The organism is Blastococcus aurantiacus (genome assembly GCF_900102425.1).
In the GTDB taxonomy this organism is placed as follows: Bacteria; Actinomycetota; Actinomycetes; order Mycobacteriales; family Geodermatophilaceae; genus Blastococcus; species Blastococcus aurantiacus.
The window spans coordinates 106,688-131,112 of record NZ_FNBT01000011.1 but is presented as its reverse complement, the minus strand read 5'-3'; the positions used below and the strand labels follow the sequence as shown (position 1 = coordinate 131,112).

General features: G+C 74.3%; 23 protein-coding genes. 17 read left to right on the top strand and 6 right to left on the bottom strand.

Annotated features, from left to right (window positions below; translation table 11 throughout):
* Window positions 1-3 precede the first annotated feature (3 nt).
* On the top strand, window positions 4-558 hold the full coding sequence (locus tag BLS70_RS19730) for a DUF2243 domain-containing protein (protein WP_091771421.1): 555 nt from the start codon (window positions 4-6) through the stop codon (window positions 556-558).
* Here BLS70_RS19730 and BLS70_RS19725 read toward each other — a convergent pair.
* Together BLS70_RS19725 and BLS70_RS19720 are read right to left on the bottom strand one after the other, a co-directional pair.
* Complete coding sequence (locus tag BLS70_RS19725) at window positions 531-2,327, bottom strand: hypothetical protein (protein ID WP_091771419.1); 1,797 nt, start codon at window positions 2,325-2,327, stop codon at window positions 531-533. The genes BLS70_RS19730 and BLS70_RS19725 overlap by 28 nt on opposite strands.
* Window positions 2,328-2,430: 103 nt before the next feature.
* Window positions 2,431-4,236, bottom strand: coding sequence for a hypothetical protein (locus BLS70_RS19720; RefSeq protein ID WP_091771417.1), 1,806 nt, complete (start codon window positions 4,234-4,236; stop codon window positions 2,431-2,433).
* A gap of 200 nt (window positions 4,237-4,436) precedes the next feature.
* Between BLS70_RS19720 and BLS70_RS19715 the strand changes: the two genes are divergently transcribed.
* The 13 genes from BLS70_RS19715 to BLS70_RS19655 all read left to right on the top strand — a co-directional run bounded on the left by BLS70_RS19715 (window position 4,437) and on the right by BLS70_RS19655 (window position 17,559).
* Complete coding sequence (locus tag BLS70_RS19715; RefSeq protein WP_091771415.1) at window positions 4,437-6,524, top strand: elongation factor G-like protein EF-G2; 2,088 nt, start codon at window positions 4,437-4,439, stop codon at window positions 6,522-6,524.
* Between the two features lie 90 nt (window positions 6,525-6,614).
* Window positions 6,615-7,271, top strand: coding sequence for a cardiolipin synthase ClsA (gene clsA / locus BLS70_RS19710; protein ID WP_091771413.1), 657 nt, complete (start codon window positions 6,615-6,617; stop codon window positions 7,269-7,271).
* Window positions 7,268-8,179: a DUF881 domain-containing protein gene (locus tag BLS70_RS19705; RefSeq protein WP_091771411.1), complete on the top strand. Its 912-nt coding sequence runs from the start codon at window positions 7,268-7,270 to the stop codon at window positions 8,177-8,179. The genes clsA and BLS70_RS19705 overlap by 4 nt, the downstream gene beginning before the upstream one ends.
* 3 nt (window positions 8,180-8,182) lie before the next feature.
* Complete coding sequence (locus BLS70_RS19700; RefSeq protein ID WP_091771409.1) at window positions 8,183-8,515, top strand: small basic family protein; 333 nt, start codon at window positions 8,183-8,185, stop codon at window positions 8,513-8,515.
* Window positions 8,512-9,390, top strand: a complete 879-nt coding sequence (locus BLS70_RS19695) for a DUF881 domain-containing protein (protein WP_091771407.1) — start codon at window positions 8,512-8,514, stop codon at window positions 9,388-9,390. The genes BLS70_RS19700 and BLS70_RS19695 overlap by 4 nt, the downstream gene beginning before the upstream one ends.
* Before the next feature lie 41 nt (window positions 9,391-9,431).
* Window positions 9,432-9,854, top strand: a complete 423-nt coding sequence (gene gcvH, locus BLS70_RS19690) for a glycine cleavage system protein GcvH (protein WP_091771405.1) — start codon at window positions 9,432-9,434, stop codon at window positions 9,852-9,854.
* A gap of 260 nt (window positions 9,855-10,114) precedes the next feature.
* Entirely contained in the window at window positions 10,115-10,636 is a 522-nt protein-coding gene (gene odhI, locus BLS70_RS19685; protein ID WP_091771403.1) for an oxoglutarate dehydrogenase inhibitor Odhl, read from the top strand.
* Between the two features lie 5 nt (window positions 10,637-10,641).
* A complete protein-coding gene (ftsR, locus tag BLS70_RS19680) occupies window positions 10,642-11,370 on the top strand; it encodes a transcriptional regulator FtsR (RefSeq protein WP_091771552.1) in 729 nt (242 codons plus the stop codon).
* A gap of 83 nt (window positions 11,371-11,453) precedes the next feature.
* Window positions 11,454-11,954 (top strand): bifunctional nuclease family protein, encoded by a 501-nt coding sequence (locus BLS70_RS19675; protein WP_091771401.1) that lies wholly within the window; start codon window positions 11,454-11,456, stop codon window positions 11,952-11,954.
* Window positions 11,955-12,220: 266 nt separating this feature from the next.
* Window positions 12,221-12,790, top strand: coding sequence for a MerR family transcriptional regulator (locus tag BLS70_RS19670; RefSeq protein WP_091771399.1), 570 nt, complete (start codon window positions 12,221-12,223; stop codon window positions 12,788-12,790).
* 336 nt (window positions 12,791-13,126) lie between these two features.
* Window positions 13,127-16,171, top strand: coding sequence for an aminomethyl-transferring glycine dehydrogenase (gene gcvP / locus BLS70_RS19665; RefSeq protein ID WP_218122516.1), 3,045 nt, complete (start codon window positions 13,127-13,129; stop codon window positions 16,169-16,171).
* Window positions 16,172-16,234: 63 nt separating this feature from the next.
* On the top strand, window positions 16,235-16,834 hold the full coding sequence (locus BLS70_RS19660; protein ID WP_255362605.1) for a DinB family protein: 600 nt from the start codon (window positions 16,235-16,237) through the stop codon (window positions 16,832-16,834).
* Window positions 16,831-17,559, top strand: coding sequence for a class I SAM-dependent methyltransferase (locus tag BLS70_RS19655; RefSeq protein WP_091771397.1), 729 nt, complete (start codon window positions 16,831-16,833; stop codon window positions 17,557-17,559). Before BLS70_RS19660 ends, BLS70_RS19655 begins: the two co-directional genes overlap by 4 nt.
* Before the next feature lie 15 nt (window positions 17,560-17,574).
* Here the strand turns inward: BLS70_RS19655 and BLS70_RS19650 are convergent, their stop codons facing one another.
* Together BLS70_RS19650 and coaA are read right to left on the bottom strand one after the other, a co-directional pair.
* Window positions 17,575-17,778, bottom strand: coding sequence for a DUF5999 family protein (locus BLS70_RS19650; protein ID WP_091771395.1), 204 nt, complete (start codon window positions 17,776-17,778; stop codon window positions 17,575-17,577).
* Between the two features lie 173 nt (window positions 17,779-17,951).
* Complete coding sequence (coaA, locus tag BLS70_RS19645; protein ID WP_091771393.1) at window positions 17,952-18,905, bottom strand: type I pantothenate kinase; 954 nt, start codon at window positions 18,903-18,905, stop codon at window positions 17,952-17,954.
* A gap of 123 nt (window positions 18,906-19,028) precedes the next feature.
* Here coaA and BLS70_RS19640 point away from each other — a divergent pair, with 123 nt between their 5' ends.
* Window positions 19,029-19,835: a GNAT family N-acetyltransferase gene (locus BLS70_RS19640; RefSeq protein ID WP_091771391.1), complete on the top strand. Its 807-nt coding sequence runs from the start codon at window positions 19,029-19,031 to the stop codon at window positions 19,833-19,835.
* A gap of 1 nt (window position 19,836) precedes the next feature.
* On the opposite strand, the gene BLS70_RS19635 is transcribed toward BLS70_RS19640, so the two are convergent.
* Window positions 19,837-20,382 (bottom strand): YbhB/YbcL family Raf kinase inhibitor-like protein, encoded by a 546-nt coding sequence (locus tag BLS70_RS19635; RefSeq protein ID WP_091771389.1) that lies wholly within the window; start codon window positions 20,380-20,382, stop codon window positions 19,837-19,839.
* A gap of 155 nt (window positions 20,383-20,537) precedes the next feature.
* Here BLS70_RS19635 and BLS70_RS19630 point away from each other — a divergent pair, with 155 nt between their 5' ends.
* The gene (locus BLS70_RS19630) at window positions 20,538-21,281 is read left to right on the top strand and encodes an HAD family hydrolase (protein ID WP_255362604.1); all 744 of its coding nucleotides are present in this window, start codon (window positions 20,538-20,540) and stop codon (window positions 21,279-21,281) included.
* The gene (locus BLS70_RS19625) at window positions 21,278-23,668 is read left to right on the top strand and encodes a glycoside hydrolase family 65 protein (protein WP_091771387.1); all 2,391 of its coding nucleotides are present in this window, start codon (window positions 21,278-21,280) and stop codon (window positions 23,666-23,668) included. Before BLS70_RS19630 ends, BLS70_RS19625 begins: the two co-directional genes overlap by 4 nt.
* Here the strand turns inward: BLS70_RS19625 and BLS70_RS19620 are convergent.
* Window positions 23,665-24,381: a M50 family metallopeptidase gene (locus BLS70_RS19620; protein ID WP_091771385.1), complete on the bottom strand. Its 717-nt coding sequence runs from the start codon at window positions 24,379-24,381 to the stop codon at window positions 23,665-23,667. The genes BLS70_RS19625 and BLS70_RS19620 overlap by 4 nt on opposite strands.
* Window positions 24,382-24,425 lie beyond the last annotated feature (44 nt).

Sequence of the window (24,425 nt, the reverse complement as noted above, 5' to 3'; positions counted from 1 at the left end):
CGCATGACGACCGGGACGACGACAGCGGGGGAGCGGCTGCCCTCGAAGGCGTCGGGACTCCTGTACGGCATCGGCTTCGGCGGCTTCGTCGACGGAATCGTGCTGCACCAGATCCTGCAGTGGCACCACATGGTCAGCTCGGTCGACGGCCGGGACCCCGGGACGCTCGGCGGGCTGGAGGCCAACACGGTCGCCGACGGCTTCTTCCACCTGGGCACGTGGGCCGCCGCGGTCGCCGGGATGGTCACCGCGCTGATCGCCTGGCGACAGGGCCGGATCGCGCCCAGCTGGAGCTTCCACCTCGGCCTCGTCGTCGCCGGGTGGGGGCTGTTCAACCTGGTCGAGGGGCTGGTCGACCACCAGATCCTCGGCGTCCACCACGTCCGCGACGACCTCGGGGCACCGCTGAGCTGGGACATCGGCTTCCTGCTCTCCGGCGTCCTGCTCATCGCGATCGGCTGGCTGGTCCACCGCCGCGGCGTACGCGACATGGAACGGCGCGCGGCCACCCGGTCCGATCGCGCCCTGCGTCAGCCGACCGGCGGCACCCCGCCGTAGACCTCGAATTCTCCCTCGGCCGCCAGAACCCGCTGCCAGGGCTGCGGGGGTGGCGAGCTGCCGTCCGCGTACGCGACCGTGACGACGTAGCCGGCCTCCTCCGGCCGTTCGGTGAAGCGCTCGCCGAACGGGATGCGCCACCCCTCGTCGACCTGGACGTCGATTCCGGCGCGGTACAGCGCCAGCACCAGGCCCGCCCCGGGTTCCACCGTGCCGACGATGACCGGTTCCGTGGTCGGGGCCATGTCGACGCGGACGACCGGCTGGTCTGCTCCCGTCCGCAGCCCCGAGCGGGTGAGGTCCGCGACGACCGCCTCCCCGAGCTCGGCGACGTGGCCGTCCCGGTCGCTCCACGTGACCTCCGCTCCCGCCACGCGGGCGGCGGTCACCAGCACGGCAGCCGTCGCGAGCGCGGCCACCGGGACGCCGATCACGGTGCCCGGCGACAGGCTCCGGCGCCCCGGGGCGACGCCCCTCCGGACGACGGCGGCGAGCTCCGGGAGCAGGCCGAGCCCGACGGTGGTCCAGGCCAGGATCCCGATGACCACCGTCCACTGCGTGAGGTAGGCGAACACCCACCCGTCGATGCGGGCGACCGCCGCGACACCGGCAGCGGCGAGGGCCAGCGTCAGCGCGCCCAGCCACAGGACGTCCCCACGCCGGCGGAGGGCGGCGACGCCCAGGGCGACGACGAACGCGACGATCCCCGATGTGATGGCCGGGGTCGGCCAGCCGGCCGGCAGGACGGGGCTCGGGGCCACGCCGTGTCCGGTCAGGTGGGCGGGGAGCTTGCCGAACTCGTCCGCGACCGCGCGCAGTCCGGTGGAGACGCCCGCCGGCTGCTCGGGGGACTGGGACAGGAGGTGGTCGTAGAGCACCCGTGCGTTGCCGGGTGTCCCGGTGAGCTGCTCGATGATCGGCGGCAACCACAGCAGCAGCCCGACCGCGACGGCGAGCAGGCCGGCGAACACCCAGCGACGGGGGCGCCGGACCGGCTCCGGCGCGCCGTCGACGGCGACCACCGGGCGACGTCGCCAGCGAAGCAGGCCGCGGAGCAGCAGCCCGGCGACGAGCACCGCTCCCACGGCGGCCACGGGCGGCAGGAAGCCGACGTGGCTCTGCGCGGCGAGCGACAGCGGGACGACGGCGAGCGGCAGGGCCCAGGCGTCGCCGCGGACGGCGGTCCAGCACAGGAGCACGCCGGCGAGGAACGGGAGCACGGGCAGGTACGGGTTCCAGGGGTCGCGGAGGAAGCCGTCCCCGACCGTCTGCAGGGTCAGCACGAGCGCGAGCAGGGCCCACGCCCCGGCGACGAGCCCGGCGCGGCGGCGGACCACCCAGACCGCTGCGGCTGCGCTCACCCCGTTGATCAGCAGTGCTCCCGCGGGGAGCGCCTGCATCGCGTCGTCCATCAGGAAGTAGGCGCCGGCCAGGAGCCAGGCGGCCATCGGGCCGGGGTGGTACCAGTCGAACCGCGAGTACGGGCCGAGGAGGACCTCGTGCTGTCCCACGGCGTCCACGACCAGGGTGAAGAAGGCGTGGTCCCCGGTGAGCAGGAAGGGGCGCCCGCGGTCCTGCCAGAGATCGACCAGACCGGCGACCGCAGGCAGGGCGGCGAGCACCAGGAGCGCCGCGGTGGCCATCCAGCGCAGGCGCCGGCCTCCGGCCCGCGGGGCCGGGGTGGGAGCCGGGGTGGACGCCGGGGTGGACGCCGGGAGGGTGTCGGACGGCGTCACCGGCGCGAGGTCGCCGGTCCGGTCGGTGATCACGGGAGGTCCAGACGTCAGGGGGCGTCAGCTGCAGCGGGCAGGGTACCGCCGGACCGGCCGTCTCCCGGGGCAGAAGGACGACCGGAGCGCCGCCCCGCGGGGATCACCCGGTCGGCGGGATGCCGCCGTAGACCTGGAACTCGCCGGCGACGCCGAGCACCCGCTGCCAGGGCTCCGGCGGCGGTGAGGTCCCGTCGGAGTAGGCGACGGTCACGATGTAGCCGGCGTCCTCGGCCCGGTCGGTGTAGCGCTCGCCGAAGGGCAGCACCCAGAAGGGCGACACCTGGACGTCGACGTCCTCGCGGGCCAGCTGCAGGACCACCCCGGTGCCGGGCATGTACGTGCCCATCAGCTCGTCCCGGGTGGTCGTCGTGAAGTCGACACGGACGACCGGGGCATCCGCAGGTGTCCGCAACCCGAGTCGTTCGAGGTCGCCGACGACGGCCTGGGCGAGGACGGTCACGTCGGGGCCGGGCAGCTTCGCCCGCGCCGTGTCCACCGCGGTCACCAGCACGACCGCCGTCGTCACCGCCGCCAGGGCCGTCGCGAGCACGGCGACGGGTCGCGCCGCTCGCTGCGACCCGCCGAGGGCACGCCTGAGCCCGGCGACGACCTCGGGCAGCAGGCTCAGGGCCACCGTGGTCCAGGCCAGGATGCCGACGAGGACGGTCCACCGGGTGATGTAGGAGTACGGCGGGCCGTCGAGCCGGGCGATCGCCGCCACGCCCGCCGCGGCGACGGCCACGGTGAGGCCGCCGAGCCACAGCACGTCCTCGTTGCGGCGACGGGCGCCGACGGCCAACGCGACGAGGAAGGAACCCAGGCCGACCGCGATGGCGGCCGGCGGGACCAGCAGGGGCAGGTACTCCCGGGCGGGGACGTCCGCGCCGACCACGTACGCGGGCAGCCGGCCGAACTCGTCACCGATCGCCCGGAGCGCGTCGGTGAACGACATGGACCGCTCGGTCGAGCCCTGGCGGAGGTACTCCAGGATCTCGGTCATGTTCCCCGGGTCCCGGGTGAGCTGCTGGATGATCGGCGGGAGCCAGAGCAGCACCGCGAGGGCGACGGCGGCCAGGGTGGCGACGATCCAGCGGACGGGACGTCCCACCGGCCGGCCGTCCGGTGCCGTGGCCGACCGGCCCGAGCGCCCGCGCCGGTGCCGGACCGCGCGGACGACGAGCCCGAGGGCCAGGACGGCGCCGACGCCGCCGACGGGTGCGAGGAAGCCGACGTGCGACTGGAGCGCGAGCGACATCGGGATCACGGCGAGCGGCAGACCCCAGGCGTCGCCGCGGATCGCCGTCCAGCACAGCAGCACTCCCGCCAGCAGGGGGAGCACCGGCAGGTAGGGGTTCCAGGCCTCGGTGAGGAAGTCGACGCCCAGCACGCGCAGGGTGAGGCACAGCACCAGGACCGCCGAGGTGGCGGCGAGCAGGCCGGCGCGGCGCAGCACCAGCCCGACCGCGGCGACGCAGCTGATCCCGCCGATGACGATCGCCCCCACCAGCAGTGCCTCCGGCGCACCGTCGAGCAGGCGGTAGGGGGCGGCCATCAGATAGGCCGCCATCGGTCCCGGGTGGAACCAGCCGAAGCGCGAGAACGGCCCGAGCAGCACCTCGTGGCGGCCGATGGCGTCGACGACCAGGGCGAAGACCGCGTAGTCCCCGATGGGCGAGGGAGCATCCCGGTCCCGGAGGAGGGCAACCAGCCCGAACAGCGCGGGCAGCGCCGCCAGCAGGAGCAGCCCTGCGCCGGCGAGCCGGCGGACCCGGCGCTCCTTCCGGCCCCGGCCCTGGCCGTCGCCGTCGTCGCCGTGGCGGTCGTCCGCGACCGGCTCCGACGCCGGGTCCGAGGTCACCGGGATCGGCGTCGTCGCCGCCGCGAGCTCGCTGGTGGGCTGGGGCACTGGGCGTCCAGACGTCGTGGGTGCGGGAGTCGACCGAGGGTAGCGGGCGACGGCCGCCCGGCCGGTCCGCGAGCAGGGGGCTTGCCCGTGCCGCGCGGACCGTGCACGGTGTGACCTGGACCACAGTTGTCCCCGTGCCCGGGAGGCCGTCGTGCCAGGTGTGCTCGCTGATCCCGCTCCCCGTCCGGCGAGGACGCGCCGTGGTTAGGGGGGCGGCGCTGCCCTCCGCGCCGTCGCCGAGGCCGGCCGAGCAGGTTCGGAACGTCGCGCTCGTCGGGCATTCCGGCGCCGGCAAGACGACGCTGGCCGAGGCGCTGCTCGTGGCCACCGGTGCGCTGCCCCGCGCCGGCCGGGTGGAGGACGGCACGACGTGCCTGGACACCGAGGACGTCGAGATCCGCCAGCGGCGCTCGGTGTCGCTGGGTGTCGCGACCGTGGAGCACGCCGGGCACCGCATCACGCTCCTGGACACCCCTGGGGCACCCGACTTCGTGGGCGAGCTGCGCGCCGGCCTGCGCGCGGCGGACGCCGCCCTGTTCGTCGTCTCCGCCGTCAACGGCGTGGACGACAGCACCGTGGCGCTCTGGCAGGAGTGCGCGGCGGTCGGCATGCCGCGCGCCGTGGTGCTCACCCAGGTCGACCGTCCGCAGGCCGACGTCGAGGAGGCCGTGCGGCTGTGCCAGGTGCGGCTGGGGGAGGGCGTCTTCCCCGTGCACCTGGTCGACCGCGCCCCCGACGGCTCGGTGCGGGAGCTGGTGTCCCTGCTCGACCCCGGTGCCGGGACCGGCCGGCCGGGGGCCGACGACGCCGACCGGCTCCGAGCCGAGCTGATCGAGGGCATCATCGGCGAGAGCGAGGACGAGGTGCTCATGGAGCGCTACCTCGCCGGCGACCAATTGGTGCAGGCCGATCTCATCGCCGACCTCGAGACCGCCGTCGCCCGCGGTCACTTCCACCCGGTCCTGTGCGCCGCGCCGCCTGCCGGCCTGGGGATCGACGCCCTGCTGGAACTCGTCGTCGCCGGGTTCCCGTGCCCGAGGGAGCACGGCTGCCCGCCCGTGACGCGCCCGGACGGTGCGCCGGCGCCGGCGCTGTCCTGCGATCCGGACGGCCCGCTCGTCGCCGAGGTGGTGAAGACGACGACCGACCCGTACGTGGGACGGGTGTCCCTGGTGCGCGTCTTCTCCGGCACCCTCCGCCCGGACGCCGCCGTCCACGTCTCGGGGCACGGCCTGGCCGAGCGCGGGCACCCCGACCACGACGTCGACGAGCGGATCGGCGCGGTGAGCTCGCCCCTGGGATCGCTGCTGCGGCTGGTCCCGGCGTGCCCGGCCGGCGACGTCTGCGCGATCGCCCGGCTCACCAGCGCCGAGACCGGCGACACGCTGTCCTCGCCGGACGACCCTCTGCTGGTGCCGCCGTGGGACCTGCCCACGCCGCAGCTGCCGGTGGCCGTGGAGGCCGCGTCGCACGGGGACGAGGACCGGCTGGCGACCGCGCTGGGGAGGCTGGTCGCCGAGGACCCCACGGTCCGGCTCGAGCGCCGCTCCGACACCGGGCAGCTGCTGCTCTGGTGCGTCGGCGAGGCGCACGCCGAGGTGCTGCTCGAGCGGCTGCGCAGCCGGCACGGGGTCTCCGTCGCCACCGTCCCGGTCCGGGTGCCGCTGGTGGAGACGCTGGCCGGGCCGGCGCGGGTCACGGCGCGGCACGTGAAGCAGTCCGGCGGCCACGGGCAGTACGCCGTCGTCGTCGTCGAGGGGGAGCCCGGGCCGCCTGGCAGCGGGATCGTCTTCGAGCAGCGGATCGTCGGCGGCACGGTGCCCGCCCAGTTCCACGGCAGCGTGGAGAAGGGCATCCGGGCACAGGCCGAGCGCGGTGTGGGTGGCGACCGTGCCGTCGTCGACGTCCGGGTCACCCTGGTCGACGGCAAGGCGCACTCGGTGGACTCCTCCGACGCCGCCTTCCAGTCCGCCGGCGCCCTGGCCCTGCGCGAGCTCGCCGCAGCGGCGGGCACCCGCCTGCTGGAGCCGTGGTGCGAGGTGGCGGTCCAGGTGCCCGGGGAGTACGTCGGCGCCGTGATGAGCGACCTGTCCTCGCGCCGGGCACGGGTCACCGGCAGCGACACCGATCCGGCGCGGAACCGCGCCACGGTGCGTGCCGAGGTGCCCGAGATGGAGCTGCTCGGCTACCCCGGTGCGCTCCGGTCCATCACCCACGGCACGGGCTCCTTCGATCGCCGGCCGCTGGGGCACGAGCCGGCTCCCGCCTCGCTGTCGGTCCCTGCCTGATGGTGCCGCCACCGCCCCGAGCGTCGGCGACCGGCAGGTGCCGACGGGCCGCTAGCCTCTGGGCAGGGTGAACAGCGGGCTGGAGGGATCGTGACGTCGTCGAACGGGCCGTCGGCCGAGACGACGGCGGCGCACGGCGCCGGTCCCGTGGGACGGGACGAGCTCCCGGACCGGGTCTGGACGCTGCCCAACGCGCTGTCGGTGCTGCGTCTGCTGGGCGTGCCGCTGTTCCTCTGGCTGCTGCTGGGGCCGGAGGCCGACGGCTGGGCCGTGATCGTCCTGATGATCTCCGGCATCACCGACTGGGCCGACGGCAAGCTCGCCCGCTGGCTGGACCAGAGCAGCCGCCTGGGCGCGCTGCTGGACCCGGCGGCCGACCGGCTCTACATCGTCTGCACGCTCGTCGCGCTGGCGCTGCGCGACATCGCGCCGGTCTGGATGGTCGCGCTGCTCCTGGGCCGCGAGCTCGTCCTGGGCATCGGGCTGCTCGTCCTGCGCCGGTACGGCTACCCGCCGCTGCAGGTGCACTACCTCGGCAAGGCGGCGACCTTCCTGCTCCTGTACGCCTTCCCGGGGCTGATGCTCGCCGACGGCACCGGCTGGTTCGCCACGGCCATCGAGCCCTTCGCGTGGGCCTTCACCATCTGGGGGACGGCCCTCTACCTCCTGGCCGGCGCCTTCTACGTCGTCCAGGTCGTCGGCATCGTCCGGGCCGAACGGGCCGCTGCCGCGGCCGCGGTGCCGTGACCGCTCGACCTCCCGGGGGAGGCCCGCGCTCCCTCGGCGCCTCGCTGCTCGACGACGTGCTGGCCGAGACCCTCGATCCGGCGTACGCGCAGGCCGCGGAGGCGCGGGCCGCACGGGGTCCGGCGGCAGGGGGGCGTCGCCGGCGCGGAGCCGTGCTGGTGGCGCTGACGCTGGTCGTGGCCGGGGTGCTCGCCGCGGTCACCTACGACCAGGCCGCCGCGCGCGTGCAGGGCCGGCAGGAGATCCGCGCCGCCCTCGTCGCCGACATCCGGACCGAGTCCGACGCCAGCGACGAGCTGGCCGCCGAGCTGGAGGAGCTGCGGGCGGAGGTCACCCGCGCCCGGGACGAGCTGCTCGCGTCCTCCACGACCGGGCAGCGGGCGCTCGATGCGCTGGCCCGCGCGGAGGCGGGTGCGGCCGCGCTGCCGGTCGAGGGCCCCGGCCTGCTCGTCACCCTGGCCAACGCCGGGTCCGACGCGGACGACGACCCGGTCGGCGGGGGCGACGAGGGCGACGTCCGCGGACGGGTCCGCGACGGCGACCTGCAGCTGGTCGTCAACGCGCTGTGGGCAGCCGGTGCCGAGGCGATCAGCATCAACGGCCAGCGCCTGGGCCCCACCAGCGCGATCCGGTTCGCCGGCGAGGCCGTGCTGGTCGACTTCCGCCCGGTGACCAACCCCTACGAGGTCAGCGCCATCGGCGACCCGGAGACCCTGTCCAGCGGCTTCCTCTCCAGTCCCGAGGTGGCCTCGCTCGCCCTCATCGAGGAGACCTACGGGCTGCGCTTCGACTTCTCGCGCGAGGACGACCTGAGCCTGCCCGCAGCCAGCACCCCCGAGCTGCGCGCGGCCCAGCCGGTGCCCGACGAGCCCGCCGTTCCGCCGACCGACCCCGCGACCGGAGACTGACCCGTGATCCCGATCCTCGGCCTGGTGGCCGGCGTCCTGCTCGGCCTGCTGCTCGACCCCACCGTCCCGCTGTGGCTGCAGCCCTACCTGCCCATCGCGGTGGTCGCGGCGCTCGACGCGGTGTTCGGCGGCTTCCGCGCCCGGCTGGACGGGATCTTCGACGCCAAGGTCTTCGTCATCTCGTTCGTCTCCAACGTCGTCGTCGCCGCGCTCATCGTCTTCCTCGGCGACCAGCTCGGGGTGGGCGCGCAGCTGTCGACCGCCGTCGTCGTCGTCCTCGGCATCCGCATCTTCGGCAACGCCGCAGCCATCCGGCGCCACGTCTTCCGGGCATGACCACCGACCCGCCGGTCGACCCGCCCGCGGCGGGGGACGACCCCGTCACCGGGGAGCCTGCCGCCGACGACGCGGTCGTCGATGGCCCGGCCACCGAGGACACGGCCGCCGACGACGCGGTCGTCGATGGCCCGGCCACCGAGAAGTCGGCCACCGAGGACTCGACCGGGGGAGGGGTGGCTCCCGGACGCCGCCGGGACCTGCCGGCTGCCGTGCTGATCGGCGTCCTCACCCTGCTGCTGGGCTTCGCCTTCACCGTGCAGGTGCGCAACTCCGACGACGAGCAGGTGCTCGCCGGGGCGCGGGAGGAGGACCTCGTCCGCATCGTCGACGAGGTCAGCTCCCGCGGTGTCCGGCTGCGTGAGCTCATCGCCGACCAGCGCAGCGCCCTGCGCCAGCTCACCAGCTCCGACAGCGAGACCGCCTCGGCGCTGGAGGAGGCGCGGACCCGGGAGGCGTCCCTCGCCGTCCTCAACGGCACCGCCCCCGCCGTGGGACCCGGGCTGCGCCTGACGATCCGCGACCCGGACGACGAGCTGCGGGTCACCGACCTGCTCGACGTGATCCAGGAGCTGCGCGGAGCCGGGGCGGAGACCATGCAGTTCGACGGCGTCCGCGTCGGCCTGAGCACCGCGGTGACCGGCGTCCCCGGGGCGCTGCTCATCGACGGCCGGCCCATCACCGCCCCGTACGAGGTGCTCGTCCTCGGCTCCCCGCAGGACATGGAGACGGCGCTCAACATCCCCGGGGGAGTGGTGCAGGCGGTGGGCGGCCGCGGGGGCTCGGTCGAGATCACGCAGGAGTACGACCTCGTCGTCGACGCGTTGCGGCCGCTCCCGGACGCTCAATACGCTGCGCCCGACACCGACGACTGAAGAAGGACCCCGGTGCCCCCCACCCCGATGGAGACTGCTGCATGAGCACGCCTGACGACCGCCGTTACACCGACCAGCACGAGTGGGCGCTGGTGCAGGGCACCGACGGCACGGGGACCACTGCGGAAGCAGGGACCATCGTCCGCGTCGGCATCACCGACCACGCCCAGGACGCCCTGGGGGACATCGTCTTCGTGCAGCTGCCCTCCGTGGGCGACGAGGTGGGTCCGGGGACGCCGATGGGCGAGGTGGAGTCCACCAAGTCGGTGTCCGACGTCTACGCCCCCGTCGCCGGCGTCGTGGCCGCGGTCAACGACGCCCTGGCCGACACACCCGAGATGATCAACGCCGATCCCTACGGAGCCGGCTGGCTCGTCGAGATCAGCGTGCCCGGCGAGGGCGGCGACCCGATCGGTGCGCTGCTGGACGCCGCGGCCTACCAGGCGCTGGTCGACGGCTCCTGACGGCCCCGCCTGCGGGGCCGGACCGCATGCCGCTCACTATGATCGCGACGGGGCACGGAGTCGCCGGTGACCAGCCGCGCAGCGCCGAACCCCGACCCTGCACGTGCGGTTGACCCTCGGGTCGACCGCTGGTTCCATGACCACGGCCCGCCGCACCCGCGGTGGCCGACACACGACGGGCCGACCGGCCCCTCGACCGCCGGCCGCCCGCGGCCCGTCCAGGCCCGCGGCGACGCCCCTCGTACCGGAGGAGACGCAACGTGCACTGCACTCGATGTGGACACGAGAACCCCGAGGGCAGTCGCTTCTGCGCGCAGTGCGGCTCGGCGCTCTCCCCGGAGCGCATCGGCGAGTCGACCAGCGTGATCCCGAAGGTCGGCGGCGAGGACTCCGGCGAGCAGCCGGAGGCGACGCCGGAATCCGCTGCCGATGCCCACGCCGGTGCCGTCGAGTCCCTCCCCGCCGGGTCGGCCCTGCTCGTGGTCAAGCGCGGCCCGAACGCGGGCAGCCGCTTCCTGCTCGACCAGGACGTCACGACCGCCGGGCGCCACCCCGACAGCGACATCTTCCTCGATGACGTCACGGTCAGCCGCCGGCACGTGGAGTTCCACCGCGAGGGCGGGGGCTTCTCGGTGCACGACGTCGGCAGCCTCAACGGCACCTACGTGAACCGCGAGCCGGTCGACGTCGCCACCCTGGCCGGGGGCGACGAGGTGCAGATCGGCAAGTTCCGCCTCGTGTACCTGACCGGTCCGCGGACCGGCGAGCCGGCCGCTCGCTAGTGGGCGTGCCCGAGCGCGAGAGCGCGCTCGGGGACGCCGCCGATCAGCACACGCCCCGCCTCACCATCGGCGAGGTGCTGGCTGTTCTTCGCGACGACTTCCCCGACGTGACGATCAGCAAGATCCGCTACCTCGAGTCCGAGGACCTGGTGCACCCGCAGCGCACCCCGTCGGGCTACCGGAAGTTCTCCCGGGCCGACGTCAGCCGGCTGCGCTACGTCCTGACGGCCCAGCGCGATCACTACCTGCCCCTGCGGGTCATCAAGGACCACCTCGAGGCGCTCGACCGGGGCGAGCCGATCCCGGGCACGTCGGCGCCGGCGACCACGCCCCCGCCCGCACCCGGCAACGAGGACGGCGAGGCGGCGCCCCTCACGCCGGACCAGTTCGCCCGCGCCGCCGGGCTGGAACCGGAGCAGCTCGCCGACTGCGTGCAGTTCGGCCTGCTCGCGACCGACGCCGACGGCCGGCACCCGGTGGCCGACCTCGCCGTCGCCCGCGCCGCGGCCGGCCTGGCCCGGCACGGCATCGAACCGCGCCACCTGCGCGTCTACCGCAGCGGCGTGGAGCGCGAGGCCGGCCTCGTGGAGCAGCTCGTCGCGCCGGTCCTGCGGGCGCGCTCGGAGGAGGCCCGTGCCCGGGCCACGGAGAAGCTGCGCGAGCTGGCGGGCCTCTCCGCGCAGCTGCACACCGCGCTGCTGGAAGCGCGGCTCCGGGATCTCCTGCGTCCCTGACCGGGCGTACCGTTGACGCGGGGTCGTCGTCCCGCCGCCGCCCTGATCCGCCCTGATCCGCCCGCAGCCGAGGGAGCCGTACCGTGCAGGAGCTTCGAGTCGTCGGCGTCCGGGTGGAGCTGCCCGGGAACCAGCCGATCCTGCTGCTCAAGGAGACGCAGGGGGAGCGCTACCTGCCGATCTGGATCGGTGCGGTCGAGGCCGCGGCCATCGCGTTCGAGCAGCAGGGTGTGCGCCCGGCGCGGCCCATGACCCACGACCTGCTCCGCGAGGTGATCACCGCCCTGGGCGCCGAGCTCGAGGCGGTGCACATCACCGAGATGCGCGACGGCATCTACATCGCCGAGCTGCTCCTCGGCGAGGAGCGGGTGGTCAGCGCGCGACCGTCGGACGCGGTCGCCCTCGCGGTGCGGACCGGCGCGCCGATCTTCGGTGCCGACGACCTGCTCGACGAGGTCGGGATCGAGATCCCCGACGAGCAGGAGGACGAGGTCGAGAAGTTCCGCGAGTTCCTCGACCAGATCTCGCCGGAGGACTTCGGCGCGGGCTCGGGTTCGGGCGGCGGCTCCGGTGGTCCCGCCTAGATCACAGGACGCACCACCCGACCCAGCCGCCACATCCTCGGCAAGTGTTGATGATCGGCAGCACCCCAGGTGTCCTCCACTCGAAATGATGACCGGTGCGACACGCCGCCCCGCTCAGTTGACCGGCCCCCGGGCCCGGCTTACGGTCGGCGAACAACAACGGTGTGACATCTGAGGTCGGTGGCTGCAGTCCAGAGTCGGCGGCCGGGGTGACCAGCCGTCGACCCGGACCGTGCGAGCGGGACGGGACAGAGGAGGACGCCGACGTGAGCGACCAGGACAAGGGCTCCCAGGGTCAGCTCTTCAGCGACGCCGCAGTCGGGGCTCCCGCGTACGACGAGGTCGACACCGACCTGGTCGGCTACCGCGGCCCGACCGCCTGCGCCGCTGCGGGCATCACCTACCGGCAGCTCGACTACTGGGCCCGCACCGGGCTCGTCGCCCCCTCGGTGCGCAGCGCCACCGGCTCGGGGACCCAGCGCCTGTACTCCTTCCGCGACATCCTCGTCCTCAAGGTCGTCAAGCGGCTCCTGGACACCGGCGTCTCCCTGCAGAACATCCGCAAGGCCGTCGACCACCTGCGCAACCGCGGCATCAAGGACCTCGCCAACGTCACGCTCTTCTCCGACGGCGCCACGGTCTACGAGTGCACCTCCGCCGAGGAGGTCGTCGACCTGCTCGCCGGCGGCCAGGGCGTCTTCGGCATCGCCGTCTCCGGCGCCCTGCGCGAGCTGTCCGGCGAGCTCGCCGAGCTGCCGGCCGAGCGTCTCGACGGTGCCCCGATGGCCACCGCGGACGACGAGCTCTCCCTGCGCCGCCGCCGCCGCGCCATGTGATTTCGCGGTCCTCCGGACCGCACCGCGGCCACGTGCCGTGCCCCGTCTGCGTTGAGCCCATCCCCGGCTCCTCCTCGGGGACCCTCCGGGCCCGCCTCGTCGGACCGGCCTCGCGGGGCGGCTCACGTCCCGGCGTCTTCGGCTGCCGGCCTGTCCGCTCCTCGGGGGACCCTCCGGGCCCCCGCTCGTCGGGACCGGTGAACCTCGGTGACCCAGGCGGGCCGTGGTCGTGGGTTGCCTGGGTTCAGCGGTAGGCCCCGGGGACGGTCGTCGGGGCCACTGTGACGCCTGTTGCAGCCGCCGGGCGGCTCGGCGCCCGCTGGTAGCGTTCTTGCAGTGACCGACCGCGCTGCCGGGCCCGATGTCGAGCAGGTGGGGAACGATCTCCCACCCCTCTCCGGGTCGCTGCCCTCGCTGAACGCCCTGAACCCCGCCGGATCGTTCGTCGCCCGGCACATCGGGCCGCGGGGGGACGAGACCGCGGCGATGCTCGAGGTCGTGGGGCACCCCACGCTCGAGTCGCTGGCCGACGCCTGCGTCCCCGAGAAGGTGCGCGACCGGACGCCGCTGGCGCTGCCGCCCGCCGCCGACGAGGCCGCGGTGCTGGCCGAGCTGCGCGACCGTGCCTCGGAGAACGACGTCCTCACGTCGATGATCGGCCTCGGCTACTACGGCACGGTCACCCCGACGGTCATCCAGCGGACCGTGCTGGAGAACCCGGCCTGGTACACCGCCTACACGCCCTACCAGCCCGAGATCAGCCAGGGCCGGCTCGAGGCGCTGATCAACTTCCAGACGATGGTCGCCGACCTGACCGGGCTGGACGTCGCGGGCGCTTCGATGCTCGACGAAGCCACCGCCGCGGCCGAGGCCATGACCCTGGTGCGCCGGGCGGGGCGCGCCAAGCCCGACGCCGTCTTCGTGGTCGACGCCGACACGCTGCCGCAGACGCTGGCGGTCCTCGAGACGCGCGCCGAGCCCCTCGGCATCACCCTGCACGTCACCGACCTCTCGCAGGGCTGGCCCACCGACCTGCCCGAGGCGGGCGCCTTCGGCGTGCTGCTGTCCTACCCCGGCGCGAGCGGGGCCGTCCGCGACCACCGCGCGCTGGCCGCGGCCGCACACGAGGCCGGCGCCTCCGTCGTCGTCGCCGCCGACCTGCTGGCGCTCACGCTGCTGGAGGCCCCGGGGGAGTGGGGCGCCGACGTCGCCTGCGGCACCACCCAGCGCTTCGGCGTCCCGATGGGCTACGGCGGCCCGCACGCCGGCTACCTGTCGGTCCGCGAGGGGCTGGCCCGCCAGCTGCCGGGCCGGCTGGTCGGCGTCTCGGTCGACGCCGACGGCGACGTCGCCTACCGGCTGGCGCTGCAGACCCGCGAGCAGCACATCCGCCGCGAGAAGGCGACCAGCAACATCTGCACCGCGCAGGTGCTGCTCGCGGTGATGGCCGGCGCCTACGCCGTCTACCACGGGCCCGAGGGCCTGGCCGCGATCGCGGCACGGGTGCACCGCAGCGCCCACGCGCTGGCCGGCGCGCTGCGCGCCGGCGGCCTTCCTCCGGTGCACGAGCACTTCTTCGACACCGTGACCGTCGCCGTGCCGGGCCGGGCCACCGAGGTGGTCGCTGCCGCGGCCGAGCGGCGGATCAACCTGCGCCTGGTCGACAGCGACACCGTGGCGGTCGCCTGCGACGAGACCACCACGCCGGAGATCCTCCGCGCGGTCGCCGAGTCGTTCGGGGTGGCCTTCGACGACGCAGCCCTGGCCGAGGACGGTGGCGACGCGCTCCCCGGTGACCTGCGCCGCCGCACCGCGTACCTGACCCACCCGGTGTTCTCCGCGCACCGCTCGGAGACGGCGATGCTGCGCTACCTGCGGTCGCTGAGCGACAAGGACCTCGCGCTGGACCGCACGATGATCCCGCTGGGCTCCTGCACCATGAAGCTCAACTCGGCCACCGAGATGGCGGCCATCACCTGGCCCGAGTTCGCCGGGCTGCACCCGTTCGCCCCCGCCGAGCAGGCCCGCGGCTACACGCGGCTGATCGACGAGCTGTGCGGCTGGCTGGCCGAGGTGACCGGGTACGCCGCGGTGAGCGTGCAGCCCAACGCCGGCTCGCAGGGCGAGTTCGCCGGGCTGATGGCCATCCGCGGGTACCACCGCTCCCGGGGCGACGAGGCGCGCGACGTCTGCCTGATCCCGAGCTCGGCGCACGGCACGAACGCCGCCAGCGCGGTCATGGCCGGCATGCGGGTCGTCGTCGTGTCCTGCGACGACGCCGGCAACGTCGACCTGGCCGACCTGCGGGCGAAGGTGGATCAGCACGCCGAGCGGCTCGCCGCCATCATGCTGACCTACCCGTCCACGCACGGCGTGTACGAGACCGAGGTCCGCGAGATCTGCGCCGCGGTGCACGACGCCGGCGGTCAGGTGTACGTCGACGGGGCCAACCTCAACGCCCTGGTCGGCCTGGCCCGCCCGGGCCGGTTCGGCTCCGACGTCAGCCACCTCAACCTGCACAAGACGTTCTGCATCCCGCACGGTGGTGGCGGTCCTGGCGTCGGCCCGATCGGCGTGGCCGAGCACCTGGTGCCGTTCCTGCCCGGCCACCCCCTGGTGGACACCGGCGCGAAGGGCCCGGCCGTCTCCGGTGCGCCGTACGGCTCGGCGGGCATCCTGCCCATCTCCTGGGCCTACGTCCGGCTCATGGGGCCCGACGGCCTCACCCGCGCCACCGAGCACGCCATCCTCGGCGCGAACTACCTGGCCACCCGGCTGCGGGAGCACTTCCCGGTGCTCTACACCGGCGCGGACGGCATGGTCGCCCACGAGTGCATCCTCGACATCCGGCCGCTCACCAAGGCCACCGGCATCACCAACGACGACATCGCCAAGCGGCTCATCGACTTCGGCTTCCACGCGCCGACGATGAGCTTCCCGGTCGCGGGCACGCTGATGGTCGAGCCGACCGAGAGCGAGGACAAGGCGGAGCTGGACCGCTTCGTCGAGGCCATGGTGACCATCCGCGGCGAGATCGAGAAGGTCGCCACCGGTGAGTACGACCGCACCGACAACCCGCTGCGCAACGCGCCGCACACGCTGGCGATGCTGGCGGGGGAGTGGGAGCGGCCCTACCCGCGGACGACGGCGGTCTACCCGGTGCGCAGGCTGCAGGGCCGCAGCTACCTGAGCCCGGTCCGGCGCATCGACCAGGCCTACGGCGACCGCAACCTGGTCTGCGCCTGCCCGCCCATCGAGGCGTTCGCCGAGCACGACTTCGGCGAGCACGCCCCTCCGGCCGACGGCGCGACGCCGGAGCGTGCGGCCGGCGCGCCGGACGACCTGGGGACGACGGCCGACGTGGTGGGCGCCTCGGCCTGAGCCGCCGACGCCGCCGGGACAACCCGGTCGACGCCGTCGCACCCGCGTGCGACGGTGTCGGCCGTGACCGCTGACGACGACGCCAAGGCCGACCTGCGCACGTACCTGCAGGAGGGCCGGGACGTCCTGATGTTCAAGCTCGACGGCCTCTCGGAGTACGACCTCCGCCGCCCCCTCACGCCGACCGGGACCAATCTCCTGGGGCTGCTCAAGCACCTGTCGTTCGTGGAGATGGGCTACTTCGGCCCGGTCTTCGGCCGCCGCGTGCCCGAGGTCGAGGCCTGGATGGCCGAGGAGGGGGAGCCGAACTCCGACATGTGGGCGACGGCGGAGGAGACCCGGGACGACGTCGTCGGCCTCTACCGCCGCGCGTGGGCGCTGACGGACGCCACGGTCGAGGAGCTGCCCCTCGACGCGCAGGGCCGGGTGCCCTGGTGGTCGCGCCCGGAGGTGACCCTGCACCGGGTGCTCGTGCACGTCATCGGAGAGACCCACCGGCACGCCGGGCACGCCGACATCGTCCGCGAGCTGATCGACGGGTCGGTGGGCAACCAGGGCGTCGGCGACAACCTGCCCGAGCGCGACGCGGTCTGGTGGGCGGACTACCGGGAGAGGCTCCAGCGCGTGGCGGAGGCTGCCGGGGGCCGCACGCAGGGCCGGTGACCGACGCGATCTTCGCCGAGCCGCGGTTGGCGGCAATCTACGACGCCTTCGACGGCCCCCGCGACGATCTCCAGCCCTACCTCGCGCTCGCCGAGGAACCCGGTGTGCGGTCGGTCCTCGACATCGGCTGCGGCACCGGGACCTTCGCCTGCCTGCTGGCCGCCCGGGGGATCGAGGTCATCGGCGTGGATCCGGCCGCGGCCTCGCTCGACGTCGCCCGGCGCAAGCCTGGCTCCGAGCGGGTGCGGTGGGTGCACGGCGAGGCCTCGTCGCTGCCGCCGGTGCAGGTGGACCTCGTCACCATGACCGCCAACGTGGCGCAGGTGTTCCTCGACGACGGCGCGTGGGCCGCCACGCTGGGCGCGACCCGGGCGGCGTTGCGGCCGGGTGGCCGGCTCGTCTTCGGAAGCCGCCGGCCCGAGCGGCAGGCCTGGCTGGCCTGGGACCGCGAGCGGTCGCTCACCCGCGCCGTCGTCCCGGGCGCCGGGCCCGTCCGGACCTGGGTGGAGGTCACCGACGTGCGGGAGGACGTGGTCTCGTTCCGCTGGAGCTTCCTCTTCGAGGTCGACGGTGCGGTGCTGACCTCGGACTCGACGCTCCGGTTCCGCAGCCTCGAGGAGCTCTCCGACGCGGTGCGGTCGGCGGGTCTCGTGGTCGACGACGTCCGGGACGCGCCCGACCGGCCCGGGGCGGAGTACGTGGTCCTCGCCCGCCGGCCGGGCTGAACCGGAGCGGTGAGGTCAGGCGCCGACCAGCTCCGGGGCCAGCCAGGTGTGCGGGTGGGTGACGGCGCGGCCGTCGGGGAGCAGCTCGCCGTCGTCGTCGAAGAGGACGACGCCGTTGCACAGGAGGTTCCAGCCCTGCTCGGGGTGGCTGCGGACGATGGCGGCGAGGTCACGCGCCTCGCTCGTTGCGTCGGGGCACGGGGTGACGTGAGGGCACATGGTGGTCCGTCCGTTCGAGCCTCGTGGGCTCAGATGGCTGTGGGTGAGCGATCGATCACCGAACGCTGACCAGTGTGCGCCTGATCGGGGCGCAGGGGAGTGACCCAGGTCACGACGTCATCCCGCCGAGTGGTGCGAAGTTGCCAAGAGCCCGGGCGGCGCCGACCTGCGGGTCAGAGCTTGCGCAGCAGGATCCGTCGCACCGAGTGGTCGGCCGCCTTCTGCAGGACAAGCCGGGCCCGTGACCTGGTCGGGGCGATGTTCGACCGCAGGTTCGGGGCGTTGACCGCCGACCAGATGCCCAGGGCGGTGTCCCGGGCCTCCTCGTCGGTCAGGACGGCGAAGCGGTGGAAGAAGGCGGTCGCGTCGGCGAACGCGGTCCGGCGCAGGGCCAGGAACCGCTCCACGTACCAGGTCTGGATGTCGCTCTCGGAGGCGTCGACGTAGACGGAGAAGTCGAAGAAGTCCGAGGCGAACACCTCCGGCGCCGTCCCGTCGGAGCGGCGTCCCGCCTGGAGCACGTTCAGCCCCTCGACGACCAGGATGTCGGGCCGGTCGACCGCCTGCTGCTTGCCGGGCACGATGTCGTAGGACTGGTGGTCGTACACCGGCGCGAAGACCTCCTCGCGGCCGCTCTTCACGTCGGCGAGGAAGCGCAGCAGCGCCCGGCGGTCGTAGCTCTCGGGGAAGCCCTTGCGCCCCATGAGGCCACGGGCCTCCAGCACGGCGTTGGGCATCAGGAAGCCGTCGGTGGTGACCAGGTCGACGCGCGGTGAGCCGGGGCCGGCGGCCAGGAGCGTCTGCAGCAGCCGCGCGGTGGTGCTCTTGCCGACGGCGACGCTCCCCGCGACCGCGATGACGAAGGGAACCTTCGCCGTCGAGTCACCGAGGAACTCGCTCTGCGCGGCCCAGAGGCTGCGGCTGGCGGTGACGTGCAGGTTCAACAGCCGGGCCAGCGGCAGGTAGACCGTGGCCACCTCGTCGAGGTCGATGCGGTCACCCAGCGAGGCGAGCGCGGACAGGTCCGCCTCGTCGAGGGGGAGCTGCGACCCGGCGGCCAGCGCCCGCCACGAGGCGCGGTCGAACACCGCATAGGGCGAGATGGAGCCGCGTGTCCCTGCCGTCACGCCCCCATCGTGCCGTCCGGCACCCCTGCCCCCTGCGCGCGGGTCACCCGTGCGGGTGGGGAAGCGCCCTCGGCAGCCTCCGCCGACGGTGCCCCGCGACGGGGCCGGTCTAGGGTTCGCCCTGTGCCAGCCCGCCCGGGACTGCTCGAGTGCATCGAGCGCTACCACGCCGCCGCGCCCCTCGCGGACGCGCGGATCGAGCGCGCCGGCGCCCTCGACGTCCCGCTCGGCGATCCCGCCTGGCCGTACCCGGCGCGTCCCACCCGCGGCACGGAGTCGAAGGTGACCGTGGCCGACGTGCGCGCGGCGGTGGACCTCCAGCAGAAGGCCGACCTCCCCGTCGCGCTGGAGTGGATCCCCGAGTGCACGCCCGAGGTGGCCGCCGCCGCCCGCGCGGCGGGGCTGGCGGTGGACGAGCTCCCGCTCCTGGTGGCCGACGAACCGGTCGAGCTGTTGTTCCCGGCGGGGGTGCGGCTCTACGTCGTGGGCGCCGAGGACCCGGAGCTGCCGCACTACCAGGAGGTCTCCGCGGTCGCCTTCGCCCACCCGGGAGGCCCGGCGGACGTGCAGGCCACCCGCCCGGACCCGCGGCAGCGGGACGCCGCGGGGACCGCCGCACTGCGCGAGCGGATCGCGACCGGCCGCACCGTGATGATGGTCGCCATCGAGCGCGGCGCACCGGTGGCCGTGGGGCTGCACCAGCCGGTGGACATCGACGGCACGGTGGTCAGCGAGATCGTGGGTCTGGCGACCGCCCCGCGGCTGCGCGGCCGCGGGCTGGGCGCAGGCATCGCCTCGGCCCTGGTGGCCCACGCCCGCGAGACGGCCGACCTGGTGTTCCTCGCGGCCGGCGACGACGACGTGGCCCGCGTCTACGAGCGCATCGGCTTCGCCTGGCTCGCGCGCATCGGCGTCGCCGGCCCGCGCTGACTCAGCCCTGCTCGTAGGTGACGACCATCGTCGCCCGCGCCAGCGTGTGGAAGAACAGGTTGAAGCCCAGCACGGCCGGGGTGGTGTCGCCGTCCACGTCCAGCGTCTCGCTGCCCACGGCGTGCACGACGACGAAGTAGCGGTGCGGGCCGTGGCCGGCCGGGGGAGCGGCGCCGACGTAGCCCGCGAAGCCACCGTCGTTGCGCAGCTGCACCGCACCCGCCGGCAGCTGCGGGGCGTCCCTGCTGCCCGCGTCGGCCGGCAGCTCGGTGACCGATGCGGGGATGTTCGCCACCGCCCAGTGCCAGAACCCGCTGGCGGTCGGGGCGTCGGGGTCGTACACGGTGACGGCGAAGCTCTGGGTGCCTTCGGGGAACCCGGACCAGGACAGCTGCGGCGACCGGTCCTCGCCACCGGCGCCCATCACCCCGCTGACGTGCGGCATGGGCAGCGTGGCCCCGTCCGTGACATCGGTGCTGGTCACGGTGAAGGACGGCACCCGCGGCAGGAAGTCGTACGGGTTAGGGGGGAGCGGCCGGTCGGCCATGTCGGTCCTCTCGACGCGGAGCGGGATCGGACGTCGCCACCACGGGCGCGTCCTCGTCGCGACCCTAGGCAGGCGCGGCGTGTCGCGCGCGTCGGCACAGGACCGTCGCTGCGTCGGAACGGTGCGGCAACCTCCGCGCCGGTAGCGTCCCTGCCGTGCCTGTATCCGGCCTGGGGCTGCCCGAGTCCGTCCGCGCGTGCCTCTTCGACCTCGACGGTGTGCTCACCCGCACCGCCACCGTGCACATGGCCGCGTGGAAACGCACCTTCGACGAGTTCCTCGCCCGCTTCGACCCCGGGCAGCCGGAGTTCAGCCAGTCCGACTACAACAGCTTCGTGGACGGCAAGCACCGGGCCGACGGCGTGCGCGGCTTCCTCGCCAGCCGCGGCATCACCCTTCCCGAGGGCGGCCCGGCCGACCCGCCCGACGCGTCGACCGTCCAGGCGATCGCCACCCGCAAGAACGAGCTGGTGCTCCGCGAGCTCGAGGAGCACGGCGTGGAGGTCTACCCCGGCTCCGTGCGGTACCTCCGCGCGGTCAGGGAGGCCGGCCTGCCCACCGCGGTGGTGACCGCCTCGGCCAACGGGGAGCAGGTCATCGCCGCCGGCGGGTTCGCCGACCTCATCGACGCGCGCGTGGACGGCGTCGTCGCCGCCCGCGACGGCCTGCGGGGCAAGCCCGAGCCGGACACCTTCCTGGCCGGGGCCCGGCTGCTCGGTGTCGAGCCGTCCGCCGCGGTGGTCTTCGAGGACGCGCTGTCCGGCGTGGCCGCCGGCCGGGCCGGTGGATTCGGGTACGTCGTGGGAGTGGACCGGGTGAGGCAGTCCGATGCGCTGGCCGAAGCGGGGGCCGACATCGTCGTGGACGACCTCGAGCTGCTGCTGGGGGAGCAGGCATGACCGAGGGGCGCCCGACCTTCCCGATCGAGCCGTGGTCGCTGACCGAGATCGGCCTGGACCACTCGACGCTGGGCGTGCACGAGTCGGTGTTCGCGCTGGCCAACGGGCACATCGGCATGCGCGGTTCGTTCGACGAGGGCGAGCCGGTGGTCGTGCCCGGCACCTATCTCAACGGCTTCTACGAGGAGCGGCCGCTGCCCTACGCCGAGCGCGGCTACGGCTATCCGGAGCAGGGCCAGACGGTCGTCAACGTCACCGACGGCAAGCTGATCCGGCTGCTGGTCAAGGACTCTCCGCTCGACCTCAACTACGGCGAGATCCTCGACCACCGCCGCACTCTCGACCTGCGCGCCGGGGTGCTGCGGCGGAGCACCGAGTGGCGCTCGCCGGGCGGCCGGTGCGTGCGCGTGACCAGCACGCGGCTGGTCTCGCTGGCCCGCCGGTCCATCGCCGCCATCGAGTACCAGGTGGAGGTCCTCGACGACCTCGGCGACCTGTACGTGGCGCTGCAGTCCGACCTGCTGGCCAACGAGACGAGCCACGGCGACAGCGACGACCCGCGCGCGGCCGCGGCCCTGGACAACCCGCTGCAGAGCGAGTTCTCCGTCGGCCGGGGACGGCGTGCCGTCCTGGTGCACCGCACGGCCCGGAGCCGGCTGCGGATGGCCGCCGGCATGGACCACGACGTCGACGTGCCCGACACCAGCACCGAGGACATCCTCGCCAACGGCGACCTCGCCCGGTACACCCTCGCCGCCCGGATCCCCCCGGGAGGCTCGCTGAAGCTGGTCAAGTACCTGGCCTACGGCTGGTCCTCCCGTCGCTCGGGCGCGGCGCTGCGCGACCAGGTCGAGGCGGCCCTGGCGACGGCGAAGCTGGCCGGCTTCGAGAGGCTGCTGCGGGAGCAGCGTGAACTGCTCGACCAGCACTGGGACGAGGCCGACGTCGAGATCGAGGGCGACGACGAGTTGCAGCAGGCCGTGCGGGTCGGCATGTTCCACGTCCTCCAGGCCGGGCTGCGCGCCGAGCGCCAACCCATCCCGGCCAAGGGGCTCACCGGCCCGGGCTACGACGGGCACACGTTCTGGGACACCGAGACCTACGTCCTGCCGGTGCTCACCTACACGGCACCGGAGGCCGCGCGGGACGCCCTCCGCTGGCGGCACTCGATCCTCGAGCTTGCCCGCGAGCGGGCCCGGGTGCTCGGCCTGCGCGGCGCGGTCTTCCCCTGGCGGACGATCCGCGGTGAGGAGACCTCGGGCTACTGGCCCGCGGGGACGGCGGCCTTCCACATCAACGCCGACATCGCCGACGCCGTGGTGCGCTACTACAACGCCACGATGGACGAGGACTTCGACCGCGACTTCGGCGCTGAGCTGCTCATCGAGACCGCCCGGCTCTGGGCGTCACTGGGGCACTTCGACGACGAGCACGGCTTCCGGATCGACGGGGTGACCGGGCCGGACGAGTACACCGCGGTGGTCGACAACAACGTCTTCACCAACCTCATGGCACAGCGCAACCTGCGCGAGGGCGCGCGGGCGGTGGCCCGGCAGCCCGACGTGGCGCGCCGGCTGGGCCTGGCGGACGAGGAGGTCGAGGTCTGGCTGCGGGCGGCGGCGCTCATGGCGGTGCCCTACGACACCCAGCACGGCGTGCACATGCAGTCCGACGGGTTCACCCACCACGAGGAGTGGGACTTCGCGCGTACGCCGGCCGACCACTACCCGCTGCTGCTGCACTACCCCTACTTCGAGCTCTACCGGAAGCAGGTGGTCAAGCAGGCCGACCTGGTCATGGCGCTGCACCTGCGCGGGGACGCCTTCACCCTCGAGGAGAAGATCGCCAACTTCGCCTACTACGAGGCGCGGACCACGCGGGACTCCTCGCTGTCGGCGAGCGAGCAGGGCGTCGTCGCGGCCGAGACCGGGCACCTCGACCTGGCGTACGACTACTGGGCCGAGGCCGCGCTGACCGACCTGCAGAACCTGCACCACAACTCCGGGCACGGGCTGCACATCGCGTCGCTGGCCGGCGGCTGGACCGTCGCCGTCGCGGGTTTCGGCGGGCTGCGCGACCACGAGGGCGAGCTGACCTTCGCACCGCGGCTGCCCAGCCGGCTCACGAAGCTGCGGTTCCGGGTGGTCTTCCGGGGCCGGAAGCTGGTCGTGTCGGTGACGCCGACGCAGGCCACCTACCGGCTGGACACCGGTGAGCCGCTGGAGATCCGCCACCACGGCCGCCTCGTGCTCGTGGACCATGCGGATCTCGTGCTCGACATCCCGCCGGCCCTGCAGGTCGATCCGGTCAGCCAGCCCAAGGGCTGCGAACCGCGCCGGCGCACCCGCCCCGGCACTCCGCCGCTCGAGCACCGCACGCTGGACTAGCCGGAGGTCCCGGCCAGCAGCCAGCTGCCGCCGAGCAGCAGCGCGCCGACGTCCACGAGGAGGAAGATCCCGACCCAGACCAGGCCGGGGACGCGAGTGAGCCGGGCCAGCTGGTCGGCGTCGGACTCCGGGGCCTGCCGGTGGCGGCGGGCGCGCTGCAGCTCGACGACGGCGCGGGGTGCGGCCAGCAGCAGGAACCAGGTGGTGACGGCGGCGAAGGCGGCCTGGGCCTCCTGGGGCAGGAACCAGGTGGCGGCGAGCACCAGGCCGCCGCTCACCAGCACCGACCAGAGGCCGTACCAGTTGCGGATCTGCACCAGCAGCAGCCCGAGGAGGCCGACCAGCGCCCACAGGGCACCCACCGCGTGCCCGGCCGCGAGGAGGGCGGCGGCGCCGAGGCCGAACAGCCCGGGACCGGTGTAGCCCGCGGCGCAGGTGAGCACCATGCCGATGCCGGTCGGCCGCCCGGAGGAGACGGTGACCCCGGAGGTGTCCGAGTGCAGCCGGATGCCCGCCAGCCGCCTGCCGACCGCCAGGGCGACGAGGCCGTGCGCGCCCTCGTGCGCGATCGTCACCGCGTGGCGGGTGAGCCGCCACAGCGGGCCGTACAGGACGAGCAGCGCCGCGACGGCCGCGGTGGCGAGCAGGACGGTGGGGGAGAGGTCGGGAGCTGGAGCGCTGACCCGGTCCCAGAACCGGCCGAGTGCGTCCACGCCCGGCAGTCAACCGCAGCGACCTGGGAACGCCCGTCAGGTCG